The sequence below is a fragment of the Streptomyces sp. NBC_00209 genome (genome assembly GCF_045206345.1).
Taxonomy (GTDB): Bacteria; Actinomycetota; Actinomycetes; order Streptomycetales; family Streptomycetaceae; genus Streptomyces.
Window position 1 is genome coordinate 3590174 of sequence record NZ_CP108121.1, and the last position, 18344, is coordinate 3608517.

An 18344-nucleotide genomic window follows, 5' to 3' on the forward strand; every position below is an offset into this window, starting at 1 on the left:
CATGGCCGTGGAAAAGATGTCCCTCGCCAAGGCGCTCAACGAGTCGCTGCGCAAGGCCCTCGACACCGACCCGAAGGTCCTCATCATGGGTGAGGACGTCGGCAAGCTCGGCGGCGTCTTCCGGATCACCGACGGCCTCCAGAAGGACTTCGGCGAGGACCGCGTCATCGACACCCCGCTCGCCGAGTCCGGCATCGTCGGTACGGCGATCGGCCTCGCCCTGCGCGGCTACCGGCCCGTCGTGGAGATCCAGTTCGACGGCTTCGTCTTCCCCGCGTACGACCAGATCGTCACGCAGCTCGCGAAGATGCACGCCCGCGCGCTCGGCAAGATCAAGCTCCCCGTCGTCGTGCGCATCCCGTACGGCGGTGGCATCGGTGCCGTCGAGCACCACAGCGAGTCCCCCGAGGCGCTGTTCGCGCACGTCGCGGGGTTGAAGGTGGTCTCCCCGTCCAACGCGTCGGACGCGTACTGGATGATGCAGCAGGCCGTCCAGAGCGACGACCCGGTCATCTTCTTCGAGCCGAAGCGGCGCTACTGGGACAAGGGCGAGGTCGATACCGAGTCCATCCCGGGCGCGCTGCACGCGGCATCCGTCGCCCGCACCGGCACGGACCTCACGCTCGCCGCGTACGGCCCGATGGTGAAGGTCTGCCTGGAGGCCGCCGCGGCCGCCCAGGAGGAGGGCAAGTCGGTCGAGGTCGTGGACCTGCGCTCGATGTCCCCGATCGACTTCGACACCATCCAGGCGTCCGTCGAGAAGACCCGCCGCCTGGTCGTCGTCCACGAGGCGCCCGTCTTCTACGGCTCCGGGGCCGAGATCGCCGCTCGCATCACGGAGCGGTGCTTCTACCACCTGGAGGCGCCCGTGCTGCGGGTCGGCGGCTACCACGTCCCGTACCCTCCGGCGCGGCTGGAGGAGGAGTACCTGCCGGGCCTGGACCGGGTGCTCGACGCCGTCGACCGCTCGCTGGCGTACTGAGGAGAGAGGAGCGTGACCACGATGACCGACACTTCCAACGCTGCTCGCTTCCGTGAGTTCAAGATGCCCGACGTGGGCGAGGGACTGACCGAGGCCGAGATCCTCAAGTGGTACGTCCAGCCCGGCGACACCGTCACCGACGGCCAGGTCGTCTGCGAGGTCGAGACCGCGAAGGCCGCCGTCGAGCTGCCGATCCCCTTTGACGGGGTCGTCCACGAACTGCGCTTCCCCGAGGGCACCACGGTCGACGTGGGCCAGGTGATCATCGCGGTGGACGTGGCGCCGGGGTCGGGTGACCCCGTTGCCGAGGAGCCCGCCGCCGCCCCGGCCCCCGAGGCCGCTCCCGAGGCGCCCAAGGGCCGCCAGCCCGTCCTGGTGGGTTACGGGGTGGCCGAGTCCTCCACGAAGCGCCGGGCCCGCAAGGGCGCCGAGACCGCGCCCCCGGCGGCCGCCCCCGCAGCCGTGCAGGCCGAGCTGAACGGCCAGGGCACGGCAGCGATTCCGGAGGCCCGTCCGCTGGCCAAGCCGCCGGTCCGCAAGCTCGCGAAGGACCTGGGCATCGACCTGGCGACGGTCACCCCGACCGGCGTCGGCGGGGTCATCACGCGCGAGGACGTGCACGCGGCGGCGACTCCGGAGGCAGCTGCGGCTCCTTCGGCGCCGGCCGTGGCACCTGTGGTCGCGGAGCCGGAGGCTCCTGTTCAGCAGGGCGCCCGCGAGACGCGTATCCCGGTCAAGGGCGTCCGCAAGGCCATCGCGCAGGCCATGGTGGGCAGCGCGTTCACCGCTCCGCACGTCACCGAATTCGTGACCGTCGACGTGACGCGCACGATGAAGCTCGTGGCGGAGCTGAAGGAGGACAAGGACATGGCGGGGGTGCGGGTCAACCCGCTCCTCATCATCGCCAAGGCCCTCCTGGTCGCGATCAAGCGGAACCCCGAGGTCAACGCGGTCTGGGACGAGGCGAACCAGGAGATCGTCCAGAAGCACTACGTGAACCTGGGCATCGCCGCCGCCACTCCGCGCGGCCTGATCGTCCCGAACATCAAGGACGCCCACGACCGGACGCTGCCGCAGCTGGCCGCGTCCCTGGGCGAGCTGGTCGCCACGGCCCGGGACGGCAGGACGTCCCCGGCCGCGATGGCGGGCGGCACGGTGACCATCACCAACGTGGGCGTCTTCGGCGTCGACACCGGTACGCCGATCCTCAACCCGGGCGAGTCCGCGATCCTCGCGGTCGGCGCGATCAAGCTCCAGCCGTGGGTCCACAAGGGCAAGGTGAAGCCCCGTCAGGTGACCACGCTGGCCCTGTCGTTCGACCACCGTCTGATCGACGGCGAGCTGGGCTCCAGGTTCCTGGCGGACATCGCCGCGATCCTGGAGCAGCCGAAGCGGCTGATCACCTGGGCGTAGTTGTCCGTTGCGAGGGGCCCGCGCGAGGTTCGCGCGGGCCCCTCGTCGTGTGTAACAAGGGTGTATTAGGCACCGGTTGGGCGCAACGTACCCCCGTCCCGAACGGTTCTTGCTGATCGGAACTGTCAACGGATACCGAGGACGAAACGATGCGCGCTCACAAGATCACCTTCGCCGCCCTGGCCGTCATCGCGGGCCTGTCGCTCACGGCCTGCCAGAACGACGACGATGCCGCAGCGAAGACCGACCCGTCGCCCGTGACGACCGCGTCCCCGTCCAGCGGTGATTCGGGCTCGGACGGCTCGGACCCGGCCTCCCCCGAGGCGAGTTCCGGCGGGAAGGACACCTCTGCCGGGACCGGGTCCGACAAGCCCGGCCAGGCCGCCAAGTGCCGCACCGACGGGCTGAAGATCACGGCGATCGACAACTTCATCGACGGCGACCCCGACGGGACGGTCGCTGTGGAGATGAAGAACACCAGCGGCCGGGACTGCGTGATCGCGGGGTTCGCCGGCGTCGACCTGAAGACCAACGCGGGAACGCTGTCCGCCGAGCGCAAGGGTGAGCCCGGAGACCCGTACGTGCTCAAGAGCGGGAAGTCGATCGCCTTCTCCGTCACCTACCCGCTGAACGAGACGGGAGGCTCCGGCGTCCGCATCACCGGCCTGGTGGTGACCCCGCCCAACGAGACGAAGTCGGTCACCCTCCCCTGGCCGGGCAAGCCCTCGCTGCCCGTCACGGACGGTTCCGGCGACCCGGTGAGGGTCGGCCCGATCGGCAGCGCGGGCCAGGGCGGCTGAGCCGTACGACGTACGCGGCGCCCGGCCCGGGCGGTTACCCGGCCCCGCCGCAGAGCTGGGCGGCCAGGGTCGTGCGGGCCCACTCCTCCCAGGCGTCGGGCGTCCAGCCCCGGTCGCGGACGAGGATCAGGTACAACTCCGGGCTGAGCAGCCCGTACAGCAGGTCGGCGGCGCGCTCTGCGTCGACGCCGGGGAGCGCGTCCGGCTTACGGGTCAGCGCCTCGGCCGCCGCGCGCTGGACGACGTAGCGGGGGTCCGGGCCCGCGGGCCACTGCGCGGCGATCTCCGGGTCCGTCGCGGAGGCCGCCGCGATGACCGGCACGATCGGTGCGACCCTGCCCAGGATCTCCCGTACGCCCCTTACGTGGGCGCTCAGTTGGCCCCTCGCGGTGCGCTCGTCGCACGCGTCGCGGAACCAGTCCCGGTTCATCGTGGCGACCGGTTCGGCGTCGCCCGCGATCGTCGTGTCGACCACGTCCTTGAACAGCGCGCGCTTGTTCCGGAACACGAAGTACACGGTCTGGACGGCCACGCCGGCGCGGTCCGCCACCTCCTGGAGGCTCGTCGCCCCGTACCCCTGCGCGACGAACAGCTCCCGCGCCGCCGTGACGATCTTCTCCCGGGTGAGCCGTGAGCGCTCCGCCCGCCCGTCGGGGCGCTTGGCGTTCCGGGTGCCGGGTCCCTTGACACTGTCCATGGTCCGAGCCTATATCTAGAGTCGAACACTAAAGTTCGACTCTAGTATTCTGGAGGAGCGATGAGTGAGCCCGGCACGGCCGCCGAACTCGACCAGGAGGCCGCCGTACGACGCATGCTGGAGGACTACTACCGGGACGGTGCTCCGCCGTGGGACACCGGCGTCACCCCGCCCGAACTCGTCACCCTGGTGGAGGGGTCCGGCGCGCCCGGGCCGGGACGTGCCCTGGAGCTCGGCTGCGGCACGGGGACCAACGCGGTGTACCTGGCCCGGCACGGCTGGCGGGTGACGGCCGTCGACCTGGTCGACCGCGCGGTGCGGCGGGCGAGGGAGCGGGCCAAGGCGGCCGGTGTCGACGTCGACATCTTCTGCGGGGACGCCACCCGGCTCGGCGAGGTGGGTGCGCCCGGCCCGTACGACCTGTTCTTCGACCTGAGCTGCTACTGCGGCATCCCCGCGCACCGCCGCGACGCGTACGCGGCCGGCCTCACGGAGCGGGCCGCCTCCGGCGCGAGGCTCCTGATGTTCGGGTACGGGCCCGAGGTCTTCGACGACCCGATCTCCGGTGTCACCGCCGACGAGCTGGAGACCCGGTTCACGGGGTGGCGCCTGACCGACGTGACCCCGGGTACGAACCCGTTCCCGACGTTCTGGTTCACGCTGCGGCGCGAGGTCGCGGGGTGAGGCGCAGTTCGGCGAACACGGTCTTCCCGACGCTGCGGGGCTCGACGCCCCACCGGTCGGCGATCCCGTCCACGATGGGGAGCCCGCGCCCGTAGCACTCGTCGCGCTCGGCTGCCCGAATCCCGGGCAGCCGCTCACCCCTGGGGTCGGTGACCTCCACGCGGAGGGCGGCACCGGTGAGGACGACCCGCACCCGGATGAGCCGCCCCCGCAGGCTGCCGTGAATCAGCGCGTTGGTGGCCAACTCGGAGACCAGCAAGGCGACTTCGTCGGCGCGGTGGGGGTGCCCCCATGCGCTGACGAGCCGCGCGGCGCGTCGCCGGGCGAGGGTGACGCTGCGGGCGGTGGGGGTGTAGTCGAGGCGGTCCTCTTGGAGTAGGGGGTTGTCTCGGGGGGCCTCTGCGGGTGTGGACATGGGGGCCTCTCTGGGTGTGGGGCGGTGGCATTGCCGCCATTTGCCCGTGCGGGCATGGCAGTGCTCTTCCGCCAATTTCTTGCGCTGTGCCAGCGGCTCTGTACTGAAAGTAGCTACCGTTCATCGATCGCGGCAAGTGAAACGGAGACACTTGTCTCCAACGAGTGAGGCGGGTCGACGTTCGCCCTTGCGGCGCGAGAGACTGGGCCGGTGAATCGCGCGACTCAGCTAGGCAATCGGTCGTCAACTGTTCTTGGGCGCAGGCTCGGTAGCGAGCTGCTGCGCTTGCGGGACGCCTCGGGCAAGACTCAGCAGCAGGCCGCCCAGGTCATCAGTGCCACGAACTCGAAGATCGTCAAGATGGAGCGCGGTTGGGTGCCCATGAGGGACCCGGACATCCGCACTCTGTGCGAGTTCTACGGCCTTACGGACACGAAGCTGGTCGGCCGACTGCTGGAGGTCGCCCGGCTGGACCGGGAGCGACGCAAGGCGAAGGGCTGGTGGAACCAGTACCCGGAGCTGCGATCGCTGGTCGAGTACGTCGCGCTTGAAGACATCGCAACCCAGATCAGAACCTGGCAGGGAGCCTTCGTGCCCGGCCTGCTCCAGACCCCGGACTACGCCAGGGCGCTGGCTGTCGGTAATGCGGACTGGGACGACCCGGACGAGATCGAGCGCTTCGTGGAAGCCAAAATCGCCCGGCAGGAGCGCCTGGCGGACGACAAGCCGCTCGCGTTGTGGGCGATCGTCTCGGAAGGAGCCCTGCGTCAGTTGGTCGGAGGCCGGGACGTGATGCGCGCGCAGCTGGAGCGGCTGGAAGAGGCGGCGAACGAGCCAAATGTCACCGTGCAAGTTGTTCCGTTCCTGGCTGGCTCCCACCCCGGGATGACCGGCGCATTCAGCGTCGTCTCGTTCGCCGAACCAGGGGCGATGGACGTGGTCTACATGGACACCACATCGTCTACGCTGTGGCTGGAGAGCGAGACGGACGCCGAACGGCACAACGTCACGTTCAGTCGTATCGCCCGAAACGGACTCGCTCCCCGCGATTCCATCGCTCTGATGGGGCGTATCCGCAAGGAGTTGTAGTCGTGCCACGCTTCGAGTTCGTCAAGTCCAGCTACAGCAGTGGAAACGGCGAGTGCGTCGAAGTGGCCCGCAACGTCCCCGGCACCGTCGCCGTCCGCGACTCGAAGCGGGCCGCCGGGCCCGTCCTCGTACTCAACCCCACCGCGTGGGCCGCGTTCCACACCGCGCTGCGTCGGCCGTAGTCGGCCACGCGTGGCGCGAAGCGCGCCCTTGACGGTGCGCGGGCGCGGCGCGACGCTCTCCCGCGTATGTCTGTCGACCGGCGGAGAGGGCACACCATGGCGCTGAAGTTCCTCGGTATCTGGCCGAACACCCCGGACGACGGGTCACCCACGATCTGGCTCGATGAGACGAGTGGTGATCTGGTCATCCAGTCCTGGACGGCGGATGAGGAAACCGTCAGGCAGGCGCAGGAAGTCGGTTCAGTACCTGGGCACTCGACCGACATTCCGGCCCACGAGAGTGTGATCCGGCTCCCGGCGAACATGCTTCAGTTCATTCCTCGCCCGGACAGTGAGGTCAACGGTGGCAACGGCGGTACGTGAATGCCTGGCCATGGCGCAACGCTCGGCGATGCACCTGGAAATGCGGGACAGCTACATGCGCGACGACCCGGAGTTCGTCCGATGGCAGGCCGGGCATCGGTACGACAGGGCAGACCGTGATGCGTGGTGGCGGCCATGGCTCGACGTGGTGGCCGAGGCGACGGCACGAGGCGTGGTCATGCGTCGGCTGCGCGTGGTGTCCGAGCCGCTGAGCGACTACGTGCGTTATGAGTACGACGGCACGTACACCAACGTCGCCGCCGGGGAGGACGTGCGTTGGCTCCCTCGATCCCGGGCCCGGGGCCTGCTCCTCCCCGTGCTGGACGGATGGGTCATGGACGAGGAGACCGTGATCCTGCATCACTTCAGTGGTGAGGGGCAGTGGACCGGGCCACGCATGGAGGTCGTCCACGACGCCGAACTTGCAAGCCGGTACGCGGCGGCGTACGAAGCAGCCTGGGAGCGTGCCGTCCCGCACGCCGAATACCGGCCCGCCTGAACCCTGCCCCGCCGTGGTTCACTCCCCTTCCTCAAGCGCTCAGCAGGCCCGGCAGGCTCTCGCTGACCGGCTTACGGAACTCTGCCGGGACGCCGGCCTCACCGGTCTTGACCTGGCCAGACGCTGCGGCTGGAGCGGGTCCAAATCGTCGCGCATCATGAATGCGAGAACTGCTCCCACCGCTGAGGACATCCGCGCCTGGTGCCAGGCATGCGGGTGTGAGGAGCAGGCCGCAGACCTGGTCGCCTCGCTGCGGACGGCTGAGGGAATGTGGGTGGGCTGGCGGCGCATGGAGCGTGCCGGGCTCAAACGTGCGCAGGAGGCCCGCCTGCCGCTGTATGTGCGGACCCGGCGCTTCCGCTCGTACTCGTCGTGGCTTGTGCCCGGCATGATCCAGACGCAGCCGTACACGACGGCCGCACTCCGGGCGCTTCAGAGGCGGCGCGGCCTGGCGGTGGACGACGTGACCGAGGCCGTGGCCGCGCGCCTGGAACGGCAGCGCGTCCTGCATGAGGGAGGCCGGCAGTTCGCCTTTCTCGTCGAGGAATCGGTGCTGCGTGCAGGAATCGGAGGAACCGAGGTCATGAGTGGGCAGCTTCGCCACCTGATGACCGTCGCCTCACTGCCCCATGTGAGTCTGGGCGTCGTTCCCATGACATCGGACCGCGAGCGCTGGCCCGCCGAGGGGTTCTGGATCTATGACGCCACGCAGGTCAATGTGGAGTTGATTTCCGGCTACCTAACGATCACACAGCCCGGCGAAGTGGCCATGTACGCGGCCGCGTTCGCAGAGTTGGCCGAGCTTGCCGCTTACGGCGCAGCTGCTCAGGACAAGATCGCCGCTGCTCTGGCGGCGCTTCGCTGATTCGTGTGCAAGCGCGTGCAATGTTGTGGCAGTGAAGACAGGCGTCTCCCTAGCGTGTTCGTCATCGGCCTCCGGCGAGGGGGACGAACAGCCGGGATCACCTCTACAGAAGGCGTGCGCATGAAACGAATCCTCGCTCGCGGGTGGCGGATCATTCGCGGTCCGCTTCAGTGGCGGATTCTCTGGTTGTCCCACGCCAAGTTCATGATCGGTGTGACTGGCGTGGTGCGCAACGAGGAAGGACAAGTGCTGCTGCTCAAGCACCGGATGTGGCCCGTCGAGCGGCCGTGGGGTCTGCCGACCGGCTATGCGGTCAAGGGTGAGGAATTCCCGCAGACGGTTGTTCGTGAGGTCCGGGAGGAAACGGGCCTCGAAGTCGTCCCCGGCCGACTGGTCCAGGTGACGAGTGGATACAGGCTCCGAGCGGAAATCGCCTACGAGGCACTTCATGTGGGCGGAACTCTCAAGCTCGACAGCTTCGAGATCCTGGAGGCGAAATGGTTCAGCCCGGCTGCGCTCCCGGAGGGAATGCAGGAGTCCCACGTCCAGCTCATCAAGTCCGGCCTGCCGACCTGACCGCGCTCGCGCCGAACGAGTCCGTCAGCGGCGCCGAGGCGATGCGGGCGCTGATCGCCATGCGCACGGACTGCACCGTGCTCACGGCACGGCACCCAGCACATGTGTTCCGGCCCTTGCCCGAAGTTCTCAGGATGTGGGAAGCCGACGGCGTTGACACGGCGCTCTTCCGCTCCGGAATCGGCGTGGTCCGCGAGCGGTACGCCAGGCATGGGCTGACGCGGCTGCTTCCCCTGGAACGCGTATGGGTCGGCTACGAATCCTCGCGCAGCGGTGCGTTCGGGGGTTTTCATCACGCGGACCAGGGCTATCGGCACCTTCAAATGGTGGCTGTGATCACTATGTACGGTCCGATGGAAGACCGGACCCCCGTGGATCCCGCCCTGGCTCTTCTCGATCTTCTGCGCGCGTATGCACACGACTGCCTGCACTACGGTTCGCGCCGAAGATATGTGGAAATGGGCGGGCGGCCGGTGCGTACGCAGTACGGGATCAATTACCGGCGCGCCGGCGGCCAGTCCTATTCGGCTGCGGACGGGCGCGGAAGCCGTCACACACGGAATCTGGGTGTGGTCATGGAGGGTGCGTGCGACAGGGAAGCGCGATCCATGACCAGGCGTACGGCGGAGCGCTTCGGTGTAACTCAACCTGCGGGCCCCATGGGCGCGCTCGCGTATCGCGATGTGACCGGAACGCTGAGTGGGGAGGCTGCCGCCCGCGCCGCGAGGGTCGGGGGCCCGGACGAGCAGATTCGGTACGCGGCATCCCTCGCCGCTTACGAGGAGCGCGTGAACCTTCCGTACGCGTACTTCCTCACAGAGTTCGCACCCGGTGAGGAGGACGACTGCCACGCCCGGCTGGTCGCGGCCACGATCAGCGGTGACACGAGTTCGCTGGGCGCGTGGTTGGACGAACGCCACGGGCCCGGGACGTTCGCTGGCCTGTTTCGTACCCCGGGCTACTTCACTCCTGATGCTGCCCCTGCCCGGTAAGGGGCGCGCCTGGGGCCCAGACGCTGTACGTATGAACGCTGGCTCTCAGCGCTCGTCCCCGGTGACCCGCACCACCAGTACCGCCACATCGTCCCGCTGCGGGACCTCCGAGAGGCCCGCGGAGAGGGTCTGGAGGAGGAGGGGGAGGGGCTTGTCGGCGTGGTGGGACAGGAGCGCGGCCGTGTGGGCCGTGCCCGCGTCGATGTCCGCGTCGCGGCGTTCGACCAGGCCGTCCGTGTAGAGCAGGAGCACGCTGCCCGGGGGAAGGGCACGGGAGTGGTCCTCGCGGGGTGGGGCGTCCGGCAGGCCGAGCAGGAGGAGGTCGTGGTCGGTCAGGGGCGTGACGCCCGAGCCCGGGGTGTGGAGGAGCGGCGGGGGGTGTCCGGCGTTGGACCAGGTCAGGCGCCAGTGGTCGGCGTCGCGGTCGAGGCGGGCGTGCACCGCCGTGGCGCCCACGCCCAGGGGCAGGACGTCGATGGCCTTGTCGATGGCGTGCAGCGCGGCGGCGGGTGAGCGGGCCGGGTCGTCCAGGCTCGCCTGGCGGAGCATGCTGCGGATCTGGCTCATCACGGTGGCGGCCCGGACGTCGTGGCCGATGACGTCCCCGATCGAGATCATGAGGGCCGTGGGCAGCGGATACGCGTCGTACCAGTCGCCGCCCACCATGTCCTGGTCGGCGGCGGGCAGGTACAGGGCCGCCATGTCCAGGCCGGGCACGTCCGGCAGCTCCGTCAGCATCGCGGCCTGAAGCTGTTCCGCGGTGCTGAGCCGGTTCGCGACGAAGCGCGTGCGCTCCACGGCCTGGCTGACGTACGCCGCCACCGTGGTGAGGACCGCCTCCTCGGTCGGCGCCATGACGTGCGGGCGGGACCAGCACCACGTCAGCACGCCGTGGCCGTTCGGCAGCGGCACGCACAGGACGGACTGGAGGCCCAGCGAGTCGTAGCCGGCGACGGCCTCGGGCCCGAAGCCGGCCACGAGCGCCGCGCGGTCCGGGACGAAGACGGTGCGCTGCTCCCGCATGGCCTGCGAGCTGGGGAAGGGCGCGTCCCGGTCCAGACGGTCGATGGTGCTCTCCACCGGGCGTACGTCGTCCGGGTCGATGACCCGCCACAGCCCTTGGCCGTCGGCCAGCATCAGGCCCACGAACGCGGGCTCGGCGGGCCCCTGGAACAGACGGCGGAGGCGGCGGGTCAGGTCGGTCGGGTCGTGGGCGTGGGCGAGCTCGACCGAGGCGCGCAGCAGCAGACCGGCATGGTCGCGGTCCCGCTGGATCAGCTCCGAGGCGATCCTCAGCCGCAGCTCCATCGAGCAGGCGGCGGTGAGGTCCTCCAGGTCGTGCAGCTCGTCCGCCGTCCACTCCCGGGGGTGGTGGTCGATGGCGCAGAGCGATCCGAGCACCCGGCCGTCGGCGTCGGTGAGCGGCATACCGGCGTACGCGATCACCTGGAGGTCGGGGATGGCGAGGCTGGCGCAGGTGCGGGGGTGCACCCGGGTGTCGCTGAGGACCAGCGGGCCGCCGTCCGCGACGACGTGCTGGCAGAAGGAGTGGCTGAGGGGCGTCTCGCGCCGGGCCGCCCAGCGGCCGGACATCCCGAACATGCCGGGGAAGACCTGCCGGTCGGGCTCCAGCAGCGAGACCAGGGAGACCGGGACGCGCAGCAGACGCGCGACCAGCCGCGCGAACCGGTCCATGCCGGGATCGGCCGCCGCGGTCAGCCCCGCCAGCCGCAGCGCCTCCAGCCTTCCGGGGTCCCTCACCCCACGGCCCTCGGCCGGGCGGGGAGGGGCAGCACGAAGCGCATTGTATGAATATAAGGCGGATGGTCCGTGATGTCCTGACCTGCCGGCTACCCCCGTCGGGCCTCCGTGTCGCCGTTGACCGTGCGCAGAGTGAGGCGGTGCGCGTGGTCCGTGGGCTCCGCGGCCGGGATGTCCGAGGTCGAGCGGCCGTTGACGGTGTGCGCGTCGGTCGCGTACGGGGGTGTGCCGGCCGGGAGCGTGACGCGCGCGGAGCCGTTGCGGGTCACGCCGCTGAGCGTGTCCGGAGCGGTGGCGCACCGCACGTCGACGTCCCCGTTGACCGTCTCGGCGTCGATGCCGAGACCCCGGAGGCCGGTCGCGCGGACGGACCCGTTCCGGGTCACGAGGTGCTGGCGGGCGCCCTTCGCGCCGGAGTCCTGCACGGTGATGTCGCCGTTGACGGTGCTGAGGCTCAGCCCGCCCCGTACGTCGCTCACGTCGATCCCGGCGTTGCGCGCCCGCACGGTGAGCGTGACGCCGGCGGGGACGCGTACGAGGGGCATGCCGCCGCAGTTGTCCCGGGCCCGGTCGTCGCGCGCGTCGCCCTCGTCGCAGGGCAGGTCGAGCGTGTACGTATCCCCGTCCCCGTCGTCCCCATGGGCCAGGACCGAGTCGTCCACCGTGACGTGGTCGCCGTCCGTCCCGACGACGCGTACCCCGCCCTCGGTGGTGATGACGAGACGGTCGCCCCGCGCGAGGGAGGCCGTCCGGAAGTCCCCGCTCCGCGGGTCCGCGCCGCCGTGCCCGCAGGCGGTCAGCACCAGCAGCGGTACCAGCGCGCACCCGGCCCGGACCGTGCGGCCCTTGGCTTCGCTCCACGATGAGGTCATGGGAGGCGTGTGCCCGGGGCGCGACCGGCCACGCCCCGGACCGTCGCCGGCGCCGGCCGGTGACCGCCCTCGCCGTCAGGCCGGGCGGGCGCGCAGCGCCTCCGTGCCCGCGTACCGGGCGCCCGCGCCCAGCTCCTCCTCGATGCGGATCAGCTGGTTGTACTTCGCGGTGCGGTCGGACCGGGACAGGGAGCCCGTCTTGATCTGGCCGCAGCCCGTGGCGACGGCGAGGTCCGCGATCGTGGTGTCCTCCGTCTCGCCCGAGCGGTGCGACATGACGACCGTGTAGCCGGCGCGGTGCGCGGTGGAGACCGTGGTCATCGCCTCCGTCAGCGTGCCGATCTGGTTGACCTTCACCAGGATCGAGTTGGCGACCCCGGAGGCGATGCCCTCGCGGAGCAGCGCGTCGTTCGTGCAGAACACGTCGTCGCCCGTGAGCTGGCAGCGGTCGCCGACGCGGGCGGTCAGCTCGCGCCAGCCGTCGAGGTCGTCCTCGGCCATCGCGTCCTCGACCGACACGACGGGGTAGGCGTCGATCAGTTTCACCAGGTAGTCCGCGTGCTCCGAGGGGGTGCGGCGTACGCCTTCGCCCGCGTAGTCGTACACGCCGTCGCGGAAGAACTCCGACGTCGCCGGGTCCATGACCAGCCCGATGTCGGTGCCCGGCCGGTACCCCGTGCGCTCGACGGCCGCCACGACGAAGTCCAGCGCCTCTTCCGCCGTACGGAGGGCGGGCGCGAAGCCGCCCTCGTCGCCGACGCCCGTGGAGTGGCCGGCGGCGAGCAGGTCGCGGCGCAGGGTGTGGAAGATCTCCGAGCCCATGCGGACCGCCTCGGCGAAGGTCTCCGCGCCGATCGGGGCGATCATGAACTCCTGGAAGTCCAGCGGATTGTCGGCGTGGGCGCCCCCGTTGACGATGTTCATCATCGGGACGGGCAGCAGCCGGGCGTCCGACCCGCCCAGGTGCCGGTAGAGCGGCAGGCGGTGCGCGGAGGCGGCGGCCTTGGCGGCGGCCAGCGAGACACCCAGGAGCGCGTTGGCGCCGAGCCGGGACTTCGTGGCGGTGCCGTCGGCGGCGACGAGCGCGGCGTCCAGCCCGGCCTGGTCCTCCGCGTCCCGGCCGATGACGGCCTCGGTGAGCTCGGTGTTGACGTGGCGCACGGCCCGGTCGACGCCCTTGCCGTGCCAGCGGGCCGGGTCGCCGTCGCGCAGTTCCACGGCCTCGCGGGCGCCGGTCGACGCCCCGGAGGGGACCGCGGCCCGGCCGAGCGAGCCGTCCGACAGGACCACGTCCACCTCGACGGTGGGGTTGCCCCGGCTGTCCAGGACGCGGCGGCCGGTGACGGAAGTGATGGCGGTCATGGGAGTCCTTCCCGTTGTCGCGTGCCGCGGTCCGGCTGCGACGACGGTGGCGCGGGACCCGGCGAGAAGAACTCTACAGCAATGCTGTTCAGTGAGGCTGGTTAGTTGTGCTGTTCAGTTCTGCTGTTCAGTCCACCGGCCTGCTTCCGCCCCCGCGTTAAAGTGCGGTATGCCCCTCCCGGAATCCGCCTCCATCGCCGCCGAGCTGCGCACAGCGATGGGCAAGCTCACCCGCCGCGTGAAGCGTGAGGACCAGATGCCGCTCGGCCAGGTGGCCGTGCTCGGCGAGCTGGACCGTAACGGCGCCCTGACCACCAGCGAGCTCGCCGCCAACCAGCGGGTGCGGCCGCAGTCCATGGCGCGCGCGGTCGGGCTGCTGATGGACCAGGGGCTGATCACCCGCCGCGCCCACCCCACCGACGGCCGCAAGAGCCTGGTCGAGCTGTCGGACGCCGGGCGCGCGCTCCTGGAGGAGGAGCGGGAGCGCCGGGCCGACTGGCTGGCCCGCGCGATCGACGCGGAACTGAGCGAGGAGGAACGCGCGTTGCTGGCCCGCGCGATCGGACTCGTGGGGCGCCTCGCGGCGCACTGACGGTGGTACGGGTGATGCGGGGGCCGGTCCGTCGAGGACCGGCCCCCGCCGCCTCACCGCTTCAGCAGGAAGCCGAAGTCCGTCGACGTCCGCCCGGTCAGGCGGACCGGCGAGACGAGCTTCCCCTCGGCCAGCAGGCGTTCCGTCTCGGCCCGTGAGAGGCCGAAGCCGTCCGCGACCAGGCGCAGCGGGCGGACGGGGACGCGGGCGGCGAAGCGGACGGCCACCTCGGCCACCTCGCGGTCGAGGTGATCGGCGCCCCCGGTGTCCAGGCGCCAGGCGCCCGTCCAGTCGAGGGCGATGTGGTTGCGGCGCTGCACGACGCCGTCCTGGAGGAGTTCGCCCGCCAGGGCCGGGTCGTTGGCGTGCATCCGGTCCAGCAGCCCGGGTCGTACGGAGCGGACGTGCGCGCGCTCCAGGATCGTGACCTTGGTGGTGTCCCCGCACCCCGTGCAGAGCGCGAGGAGCCAGGCGTCGAGCAGCTTGTGGTGCGCGTTGACGCGGAACTTGCCGTGGGGCCGGAAGGTCCCGGAGGCGCAGGCGTGGCAGCGGCGCCGGACGAGGGGCAGGCGTGTGGGCATGACGGCCCAATGGGTGAGCACAGGTGTACACCGGTTTCCGTGTGAGAAATCCGCAGCGGGAAGCGGCACGGCGCACAGGGTGCGACGCGCGGCCGATCAGCAGTGGGGAGGTCTCACGCGATGTACAACGGAACGCCCTTCCAGGGGACGGCGGATGCGGGTCCGCGCCGCGAACGGCCGGGCCCGGCTGGACGGTAGTGGGGCGGGCCGGCGGATCGCCAGTGGTTTTCGGGCGGTTGAGGTGGCCGATGCGGGGGAAGGCCCCCGCATCCCAAGGGGGTTGACCGCGACGGGCGCCGGGGGGCCGCAGGATGGCCCGGCCGCCCCGCGGCTGGTGCGATGAGGGTCCATCACCGGTGACGGCGTACCACCGTTCCGGCTCAGAGAAACGGATCACCATGCGCGCATTGCCGAGGCGTCGGCGGGGAATCGCCGTCCTGGCCGGGCTGACCGCCGCCCTCCTCGCCACAGCGACCGGACTGCCCGCCGCGGCGGCACAGCCGCGCCCCGCCGACCCGCTCCAACGGCAGGTGGACGCGATTCACGGGACGGGGGCCGTGGGCGTGCTGGCCGAGGTCTCCGGACCGGGCGGCCGGACCACCGCGCGGGCCGGGACGGCCGTGGCGGGCAGCAGGACGCCGATGCCCTGGAACGGCAGGTTCCGGATCGGTAGCGCCACCAAGACGTTCACCGCTGCGGTTGTCCTGCAACTCGTCAGGGAAGGCCGCATGTCCCTGGACGACACCGTCGAGCGGTGGTTGCCGGGCGTCGTCCGGGGCCACGGCAACGACGGCCGTCTCATCACCGTACGACAGCTGCTGCGGCACACCAGCGGCCTCAGGGACGTGGCCCCCGAGGTCGCCTCCCTGAACAGCGCGGCGGGCTACCGGGCGGAGCGGTTTCGTACGTACACCCCCGGGGAACTGGTGCGGCTCGCCGTCAGCGACGAGCCCACGTTCCCGCCGGGCAAGGGCTGGTCGTACGCGAACACCAACTACGTCCTGGCCGCGATGATCGTGGAGAAGGCCACCGGCCGGAGCTGGGCGCACGAGGTGCGGGCCCGGATCATCCGGCCGCTCGGCCTGAACGGCACCTCCGTGCCCGGCTCCCTTCCCCTCATCCGGGGCCCGCATGCCCACGGCTACGCCGCGTTCGGCTCCGAGGAGGCCACCGACGTCACGACGCTCGATCCGAGCATGGCCTTCGGCTCCGGCGCGGTCATCAGCACGGCGCACGATCTGAACCGCTTCTACGCCGCACTGCTCGGCGGCCGGCTGCTCGCCCCGGCGCAACTGGCCGAGCTGACCGACACCGTGGACGCACCCGAGCTGGGCGTGGAATACGGGCTCGGGATCGCCGAGATCCCGCTGTCCTGCGGCGGCACCTACTTCGGGCACCGGGGCGAACTGCTCGGCTACACCACCTGGGCCGGTGCCACGGCGGACGGCAGGCGGAGCGCCGCGGTCTACATCAACAGCGACGGCGGGCAGGACACGCAGAAGGCCATGACCGCGCTGGTCGACCGGGAGCTGTGTACGACGGGCTGACACGGGGAAGCGCGAAGGGCCCCGCACACCTCGGTGCGCGGGGCCCTTCCTCGTACGACAGGGTTACTTCTTGAAGCCGTAGTCCATCAGCTTCTTCGCGTCCGACGTACGGGTCGCCTCCGACGTCGAGGTCAGGACCGTGCCGATCACCGTCTTGCCCTTGCGGGTCGCGGCGAAGACCAGGCAGTACTTGGCCGCCGGGCCGGAGCCCGTCTTCACGCCGATCGCGCCGCTGTACGTGCCCAGCAGCCTGTTCGTGTTGGCCCACGACATGTAGCGGTAGCCGCCGCTCTTCGTCGTGACCTTCTGCTTGGTCGACTTCGTCTTCACGACCGAGCGGAACGTGGAGTACTTCATCGCGCTGCTCGCGAGCTTCGTCAGGTCGCGCGGGGTCGAGTAGTTGGACCCGTTCCCTATGCCGTCGAACGAGTCGAAGTGCGTGTTCTTCAGGCCGAGCGTCTTGGCGGTGCTGTTCATCTTGCCGATGAACGACTTCACCCGCGCCGCGCGCGTCGAGCCGGAGCCGAACTTGTCCGCCAGCGCGTACGCGGCGTCGCAGCCCGACGGCAGCATGAGGCCGTAGAGCAGCTGGCGCACGGTGACCTTGTCGCCCACGATCAGCCGCGCCGAGGACGCGCCCTTGGAGACGATGTAGTCGCTGTACGCCTTCTGGATCGTGACCTTGGAGTCGAGGTTCAGGCCCTTCTGGGCCAGCACCACGCGCGCGGTCATGATCTTCGTCGTCGAGCCGGTGGAGCGGCGGGTGTCCGCGGCCTTGGTGAACAGCGTCTTTCCGGTGCCGTTGTTCATCACGAAGCCGCCCTTGGCGACGATCGAGGGCGCCTTGGGCGCGGCGGCCCGTGCCTTGGCGAAGTAGGGCGCCTTGGGCGCGGCGGCCTGTGCCGTGGAGGCGAACGCGCCGCCCGCGATCAGGGCGCCCGTGGTGAGGGCCACCGTGACGGTCGCCGAACCGCGCCTTATGCCCTTAATGCCGAGTTTCAAATTGAACGCTCCAAATGCCCCTGAAAGGCGGCCACATGAGGGTGCCGCCGCGCTGATAAGACGAACGACTGCCCCGCATGGTTGGGCCCACGCATGGGTGATTTTTTACGACATCCAGGGGCGGCGGAGCGGCCCGCGGCGTTCGTGAGGCGTGGGCGCGCGGTGGCCAGGGGCTACCATCGGCGTCACATCCGAGCGCCCCAGAGGCCGGAGGTCACCGTGGACGATGTCGTGCGTGCGCAGGAGTCCGTCAGGACATACGGCGAGCTCCTCGCCCTCGCCGAGCGCCTGGAGGCGTTGCGGCAGCTGGGCGAGGACGGGGTCGAGGCGCATACGACGGCCGCGCTGCACGCGGTCCGCTTCGCCGCGACGATCCTGTGGCGGACCGTGCCGGACGTGCCGGAGCCGGACTACCGCCAGGACGAGGAGCGGCTGCTCGAACTGGCCGCGCACTGGCGCGAGGCTGCGCTCGGCCTCGGCGAGTTCGCGCCCCGGCGCCCGACGCTGCGGCTGGTGGAAAACGACGGGTCGTCCGCGTAGCCGCTGGGATAGCGTCCCCGGCATGACGCCTTCCCTGCGCAGCGAGCGCCTGCTGCTCGAACCGTACGTGCCGGCCGACGAGGAGGACTTCGTCGCCCTCTTCGCGGACGAACGGGTCTCCCGCCACATGGGCGACGGACCCGAGCCCGAGGAGAGCACCCGCGCCCTCTTCGCCCGCGTCTTCACGCACGTGTACGAGCCGGGGGCCTTCGACGTCTGGGCCGTGCGCCGGGACGGGGGGTTCGTGGGCCACGCGGAGATCAAACCGTCGAAGGCCGTCGAGGGACATGAGCTGATCTACGCCCTCGCGCACGGGGCGTGGGGCCAGGGCCTCGGCACCGAACTCGCGCGCAGGATCGTCGCGTACGGCTTCGAGACGCTGGACCTGGACCAGGTGTACGCGACCGTGGCCGAGCCGAACGCCGCCTCGCTGGCGGCCCTGCGGAAGGTGGGGTTCCAGCACGTCAGGGACATCGCCGAGGAGGACGGCAGCACGACGCTGCTGCTGTCCATCGAGCGGTAGCCGGCCC

At 70.6% G+C, this 18344-nt stretch carries 22 protein-coding genes; 15 read left to right on the forward strand and 7 right to left on the reverse strand.

Annotated elements, in window-relative coordinates:
* The first annotated feature begins 1 nt into the window (after position 1).
* The 3 genes from OG867_RS16205 to OG867_RS16215 all read left to right on the forward strand — a co-directional run bounded on the left by OG867_RS16205 (position 2) and on the right by OG867_RS16215 (position 3195).
* Positions 2-982: an alpha-ketoacid dehydrogenase subunit beta gene (locus OG867_RS16205; RefSeq protein ID WP_406286091.1), complete on the forward strand. Its 981-nt coding sequence runs from the start codon at positions 2-4 to the stop codon at positions 980-982.
* 12 nt (positions 983-994) lie between these two features.
* Complete coding sequence (locus OG867_RS16210; protein ID WP_406286093.1) at positions 995-2395, forward strand: dihydrolipoamide acetyltransferase family protein; 1401 nt, start codon at positions 995-997, stop codon at positions 2393-2395.
* A gap of 149 nt (positions 2396-2544) precedes the next feature.
* Positions 2545-3195: a DUF4232 domain-containing protein gene (locus OG867_RS16215; protein WP_406286095.1), complete on the forward strand. Its 651-nt coding sequence runs from the start codon at positions 2545-2547 to the stop codon at positions 3193-3195.
* 34 nt (positions 3196-3229) lie between these two features.
* Here the strand turns inward: OG867_RS16215 and OG867_RS16220 are convergent, their stop codons facing one another.
* Positions 3230-3892 (reverse strand): TetR/AcrR family transcriptional regulator, encoded by a 663-nt coding sequence (locus OG867_RS16220; protein ID WP_406286097.1) that lies wholly within the window; start codon positions 3890-3892, stop codon positions 3230-3232.
* Positions 3893-3952: 60 nt separating this feature from the next.
* Between OG867_RS16220 and OG867_RS16225 the strand changes: the two genes are divergently transcribed.
* Positions 3953-4576, forward strand: coding sequence for a class I SAM-dependent methyltransferase (locus OG867_RS16225; protein ID WP_406286099.1), 624 nt, complete (start codon positions 3953-3955; stop codon positions 4574-4576).
* On the opposite strand, the gene OG867_RS16230 is transcribed toward OG867_RS16225, so the two are convergent.
* Positions 4548-4991, reverse strand: a complete 444-nt coding sequence (locus OG867_RS16230) for an ATP-binding protein (RefSeq protein ID WP_406286101.1) — start codon at positions 4989-4991, stop codon at positions 4548-4550. The two genes, OG867_RS16225 and OG867_RS16230, sit on opposite strands and share 29 nt — an antisense overlap.
* Positions 4992-5201: 210 nt before the next feature.
* Between OG867_RS16230 and OG867_RS16235 the strand changes: the two genes are divergently transcribed.
* From OG867_RS16235 to OG867_RS16265, 7 genes are all read left to right on the forward strand, one after another.
* Positions 5202-6080: a helix-turn-helix domain-containing protein gene (locus OG867_RS16235; RefSeq protein ID WP_406286103.1), complete on the forward strand. Its 879-nt coding sequence runs from the start codon at positions 5202-5204 to the stop codon at positions 6078-6080.
* A 2-nt stretch (positions 6081-6082) separates the two neighbouring features.
* Positions 6083-6262: a DUF397 domain-containing protein gene (locus OG867_RS16240; RefSeq protein ID WP_406286105.1), complete on the forward strand. Its 180-nt coding sequence runs from the start codon at positions 6083-6085 to the stop codon at positions 6260-6262.
* Positions 6263-6358: 96 nt separating this feature from the next.
* Positions 6359-6625: a hypothetical protein gene (locus OG867_RS16245; RefSeq protein ID WP_018101969.1), complete on the forward strand. Its 267-nt coding sequence runs from the start codon at positions 6359-6361 to the stop codon at positions 6623-6625.
* A complete protein-coding gene (locus OG867_RS16250) occupies positions 6606-7124 on the forward strand; it encodes a DUF6879 family protein (RefSeq protein ID WP_406286107.1) in 519 nt (172 codons plus the stop codon). The genes OG867_RS16245 and OG867_RS16250 overlap by 20 nt, the downstream gene beginning before the upstream one ends.
* Before the next feature lie 13 nt (positions 7125-7137).
* Entirely contained in the window at positions 7138-7989 is an 852-nt protein-coding gene (locus OG867_RS16255) for a helix-turn-helix domain-containing protein (protein WP_406286109.1), read from the forward strand.
* A 120-nt stretch (positions 7990-8109) separates the two neighbouring features.
* Positions 8110-8565: an NUDIX domain-containing protein gene (locus OG867_RS16260; RefSeq protein WP_406286111.1), complete on the forward strand. Its 456-nt coding sequence runs from the start codon at positions 8110-8112 to the stop codon at positions 8563-8565.
* Between the two features lie 41 nt (positions 8566-8606).
* Entirely contained in the window at positions 8607-9557 is a 951-nt protein-coding gene (locus tag OG867_RS16265; RefSeq protein ID WP_406286113.1) for a hypothetical protein, read from the forward strand.
* A gap of 45 nt (positions 9558-9602) precedes the next feature.
* On the opposite strand, the gene OG867_RS16270 is transcribed toward OG867_RS16265, so the two are convergent.
* From OG867_RS16270 to eno, 3 genes are all read right to left on the reverse strand, one after another.
* The gene (locus OG867_RS16270) at positions 9603-11318 is read right to left on the reverse strand and encodes a GAF domain-containing SpoIIE family protein phosphatase (RefSeq protein ID WP_406286115.1); all 1716 of its coding nucleotides are present in this window, start codon (positions 11316-11318) and stop codon (positions 9603-9605) included.
* A gap of 89 nt (positions 11319-11407) precedes the next feature.
* A complete protein-coding gene (locus OG867_RS16275) occupies positions 11408-12190 on the reverse strand; it encodes a DUF4097 family beta strand repeat-containing protein (RefSeq protein WP_406286117.1) in 783 nt (260 codons plus the stop codon).
* Between the two features lie 75 nt (positions 12191-12265).
* Entirely contained in the window at positions 12266-13552 is a 1287-nt protein-coding gene (gene eno, locus OG867_RS16280) for a phosphopyruvate hydratase (RefSeq protein ID WP_406286119.1), read from the reverse strand.
* 169 nt (positions 13553-13721) lie between these two features.
* On the opposite strand from eno, the gene OG867_RS16285 reads away from it, so the two are divergent.
* A complete protein-coding gene (locus OG867_RS16285; protein WP_328901092.1) occupies positions 13722-14144 on the forward strand; it encodes a MarR family transcriptional regulator in 423 nt (140 codons plus the stop codon).
* 53 nt (positions 14145-14197) lie between these two features.
* On the opposite strand, the gene OG867_RS16290 is transcribed toward OG867_RS16285, so the two are convergent.
* Positions 14198-14746, reverse strand: coding sequence for a DUF1062 domain-containing protein (locus tag OG867_RS16290; protein WP_406286122.1), 549 nt, complete (start codon positions 14744-14746; stop codon positions 14198-14200).
* 377 nt (positions 14747-15123) lie between these two features.
* Here OG867_RS16290 and OG867_RS16295 point away from each other — a divergent pair, with 377 nt between their 5' ends.
* Complete coding sequence (locus OG867_RS16295) at positions 15124-16272, forward strand: serine hydrolase domain-containing protein (protein WP_406286124.1); 1149 nt, start codon at positions 15124-15126, stop codon at positions 16270-16272.
* A 63-nt stretch (positions 16273-16335) separates the two neighbouring features.
* Here OG867_RS16295 and OG867_RS16300 read toward each other — a convergent pair whose 3' ends face one another.
* Positions 16336-17274 (reverse strand): D-alanyl-D-alanine carboxypeptidase family protein, encoded by a 939-nt coding sequence (locus tag OG867_RS16300; protein WP_406286126.1) that lies wholly within the window; start codon positions 17272-17274, stop codon positions 16336-16338.
* Between the two features lie 219 nt (positions 17275-17493).
* Here OG867_RS16300 and OG867_RS16305 point away from each other — a divergent pair, with 219 nt between their 5' ends.
* Complete coding sequence (locus OG867_RS16305; RefSeq protein ID WP_406286128.1) at positions 17494-17814, forward strand: hypothetical protein; 321 nt, start codon at positions 17494-17496, stop codon at positions 17812-17814.
* A 22-nt stretch (positions 17815-17836) separates the two neighbouring features.
* A complete protein-coding gene (locus OG867_RS16310) occupies positions 17837-18337 on the forward strand; it encodes a GNAT family N-acetyltransferase (protein ID WP_406286130.1) in 501 nt (166 codons plus the stop codon).
* Positions 18338-18344 lie beyond the last annotated feature (7 nt).

Bases quoted from the DNA above. Each gene is read 5' to 3' on its own strand.
- OG867_RS16275 (WP_406286117.1), bottom strand. From the start codon at position 12,190: ATGACCTCATCGTGGAGCGAAGCCAAGGGCCGCACGGTCCGGGCCGGG.
- OG867_RS16285 (WP_328901092.1), top strand. From the start codon at position 13,722: ATGCCCCTCCCGGAATCCGCCTCCATCGCCGCCGAGCTGCGCACAGCG.
- OG867_RS16295 (WP_406286124.1), top strand. From the start codon at position 15,124: ATGCGCGCATTGCCGAGGCGTCGGCGGGGAATCGCCGTCCTGGCCGGG.
- OG867_RS16230 (WP_406286101.1), bottom strand. From the start codon at position 4,991: ATGTCCACACCCGCAGAGGCCCCCCGAGACAACCCCCTACTCCAAGAG.
- OG867_RS16215 (WP_406286095.1), top strand. From the start codon at position 2,545: ATGCGCGCTCACAAGATCACCTTCGCCGCCCTGGCCGTCATCGCGGGC.
- OG867_RS16205 (WP_406286091.1), top strand. From the start codon at position 2: ATGGCCGTGGAAAAGATGTCCCTCGCCAAGGCGCTCAACGAGTCGCTG.
- eno (WP_406286119.1), bottom strand. From the start codon at position 13,552: ATGACCGCCATCACTTCCGTCACCGGCCGCCGCGTCCTGGACAGCCGG.
- OG867_RS16225 (WP_406286099.1), top strand. From the start codon at position 3,953: ATGAGTGAGCCCGGCACGGCCGCCGAACTCGACCAGGAGGCCGCCGTA.
- OG867_RS16260 (WP_406286111.1), top strand. From the start codon at position 8,110: ATGAAACGAATCCTCGCTCGCGGGTGGCGGATCATTCGCGGTCCGCTT.
- OG867_RS16245 (WP_018101969.1), top strand. From the start codon at position 6,359: ATGGCGCTGAAGTTCCTCGGTATCTGGCCGAACACCCCGGACGACGGG.
- OG867_RS16265 (WP_406286113.1), top strand. From the start codon at position 8,607: ATGCGGGCGCTGATCGCCATGCGCACGGACTGCACCGTGCTCACGGCA.
- OG867_RS16220 (WP_406286097.1), bottom strand. From the start codon at position 3,892: ATGGACAGTGTCAAGGGACCCGGCACCCGGAACGCCAAGCGCCCCGAC.
- OG867_RS16310 (WP_406286130.1), top strand. From the start codon at position 17,837: ATGACGCCTTCCCTGCGCAGCGAGCGCCTGCTGCTCGAACCGTACGTG.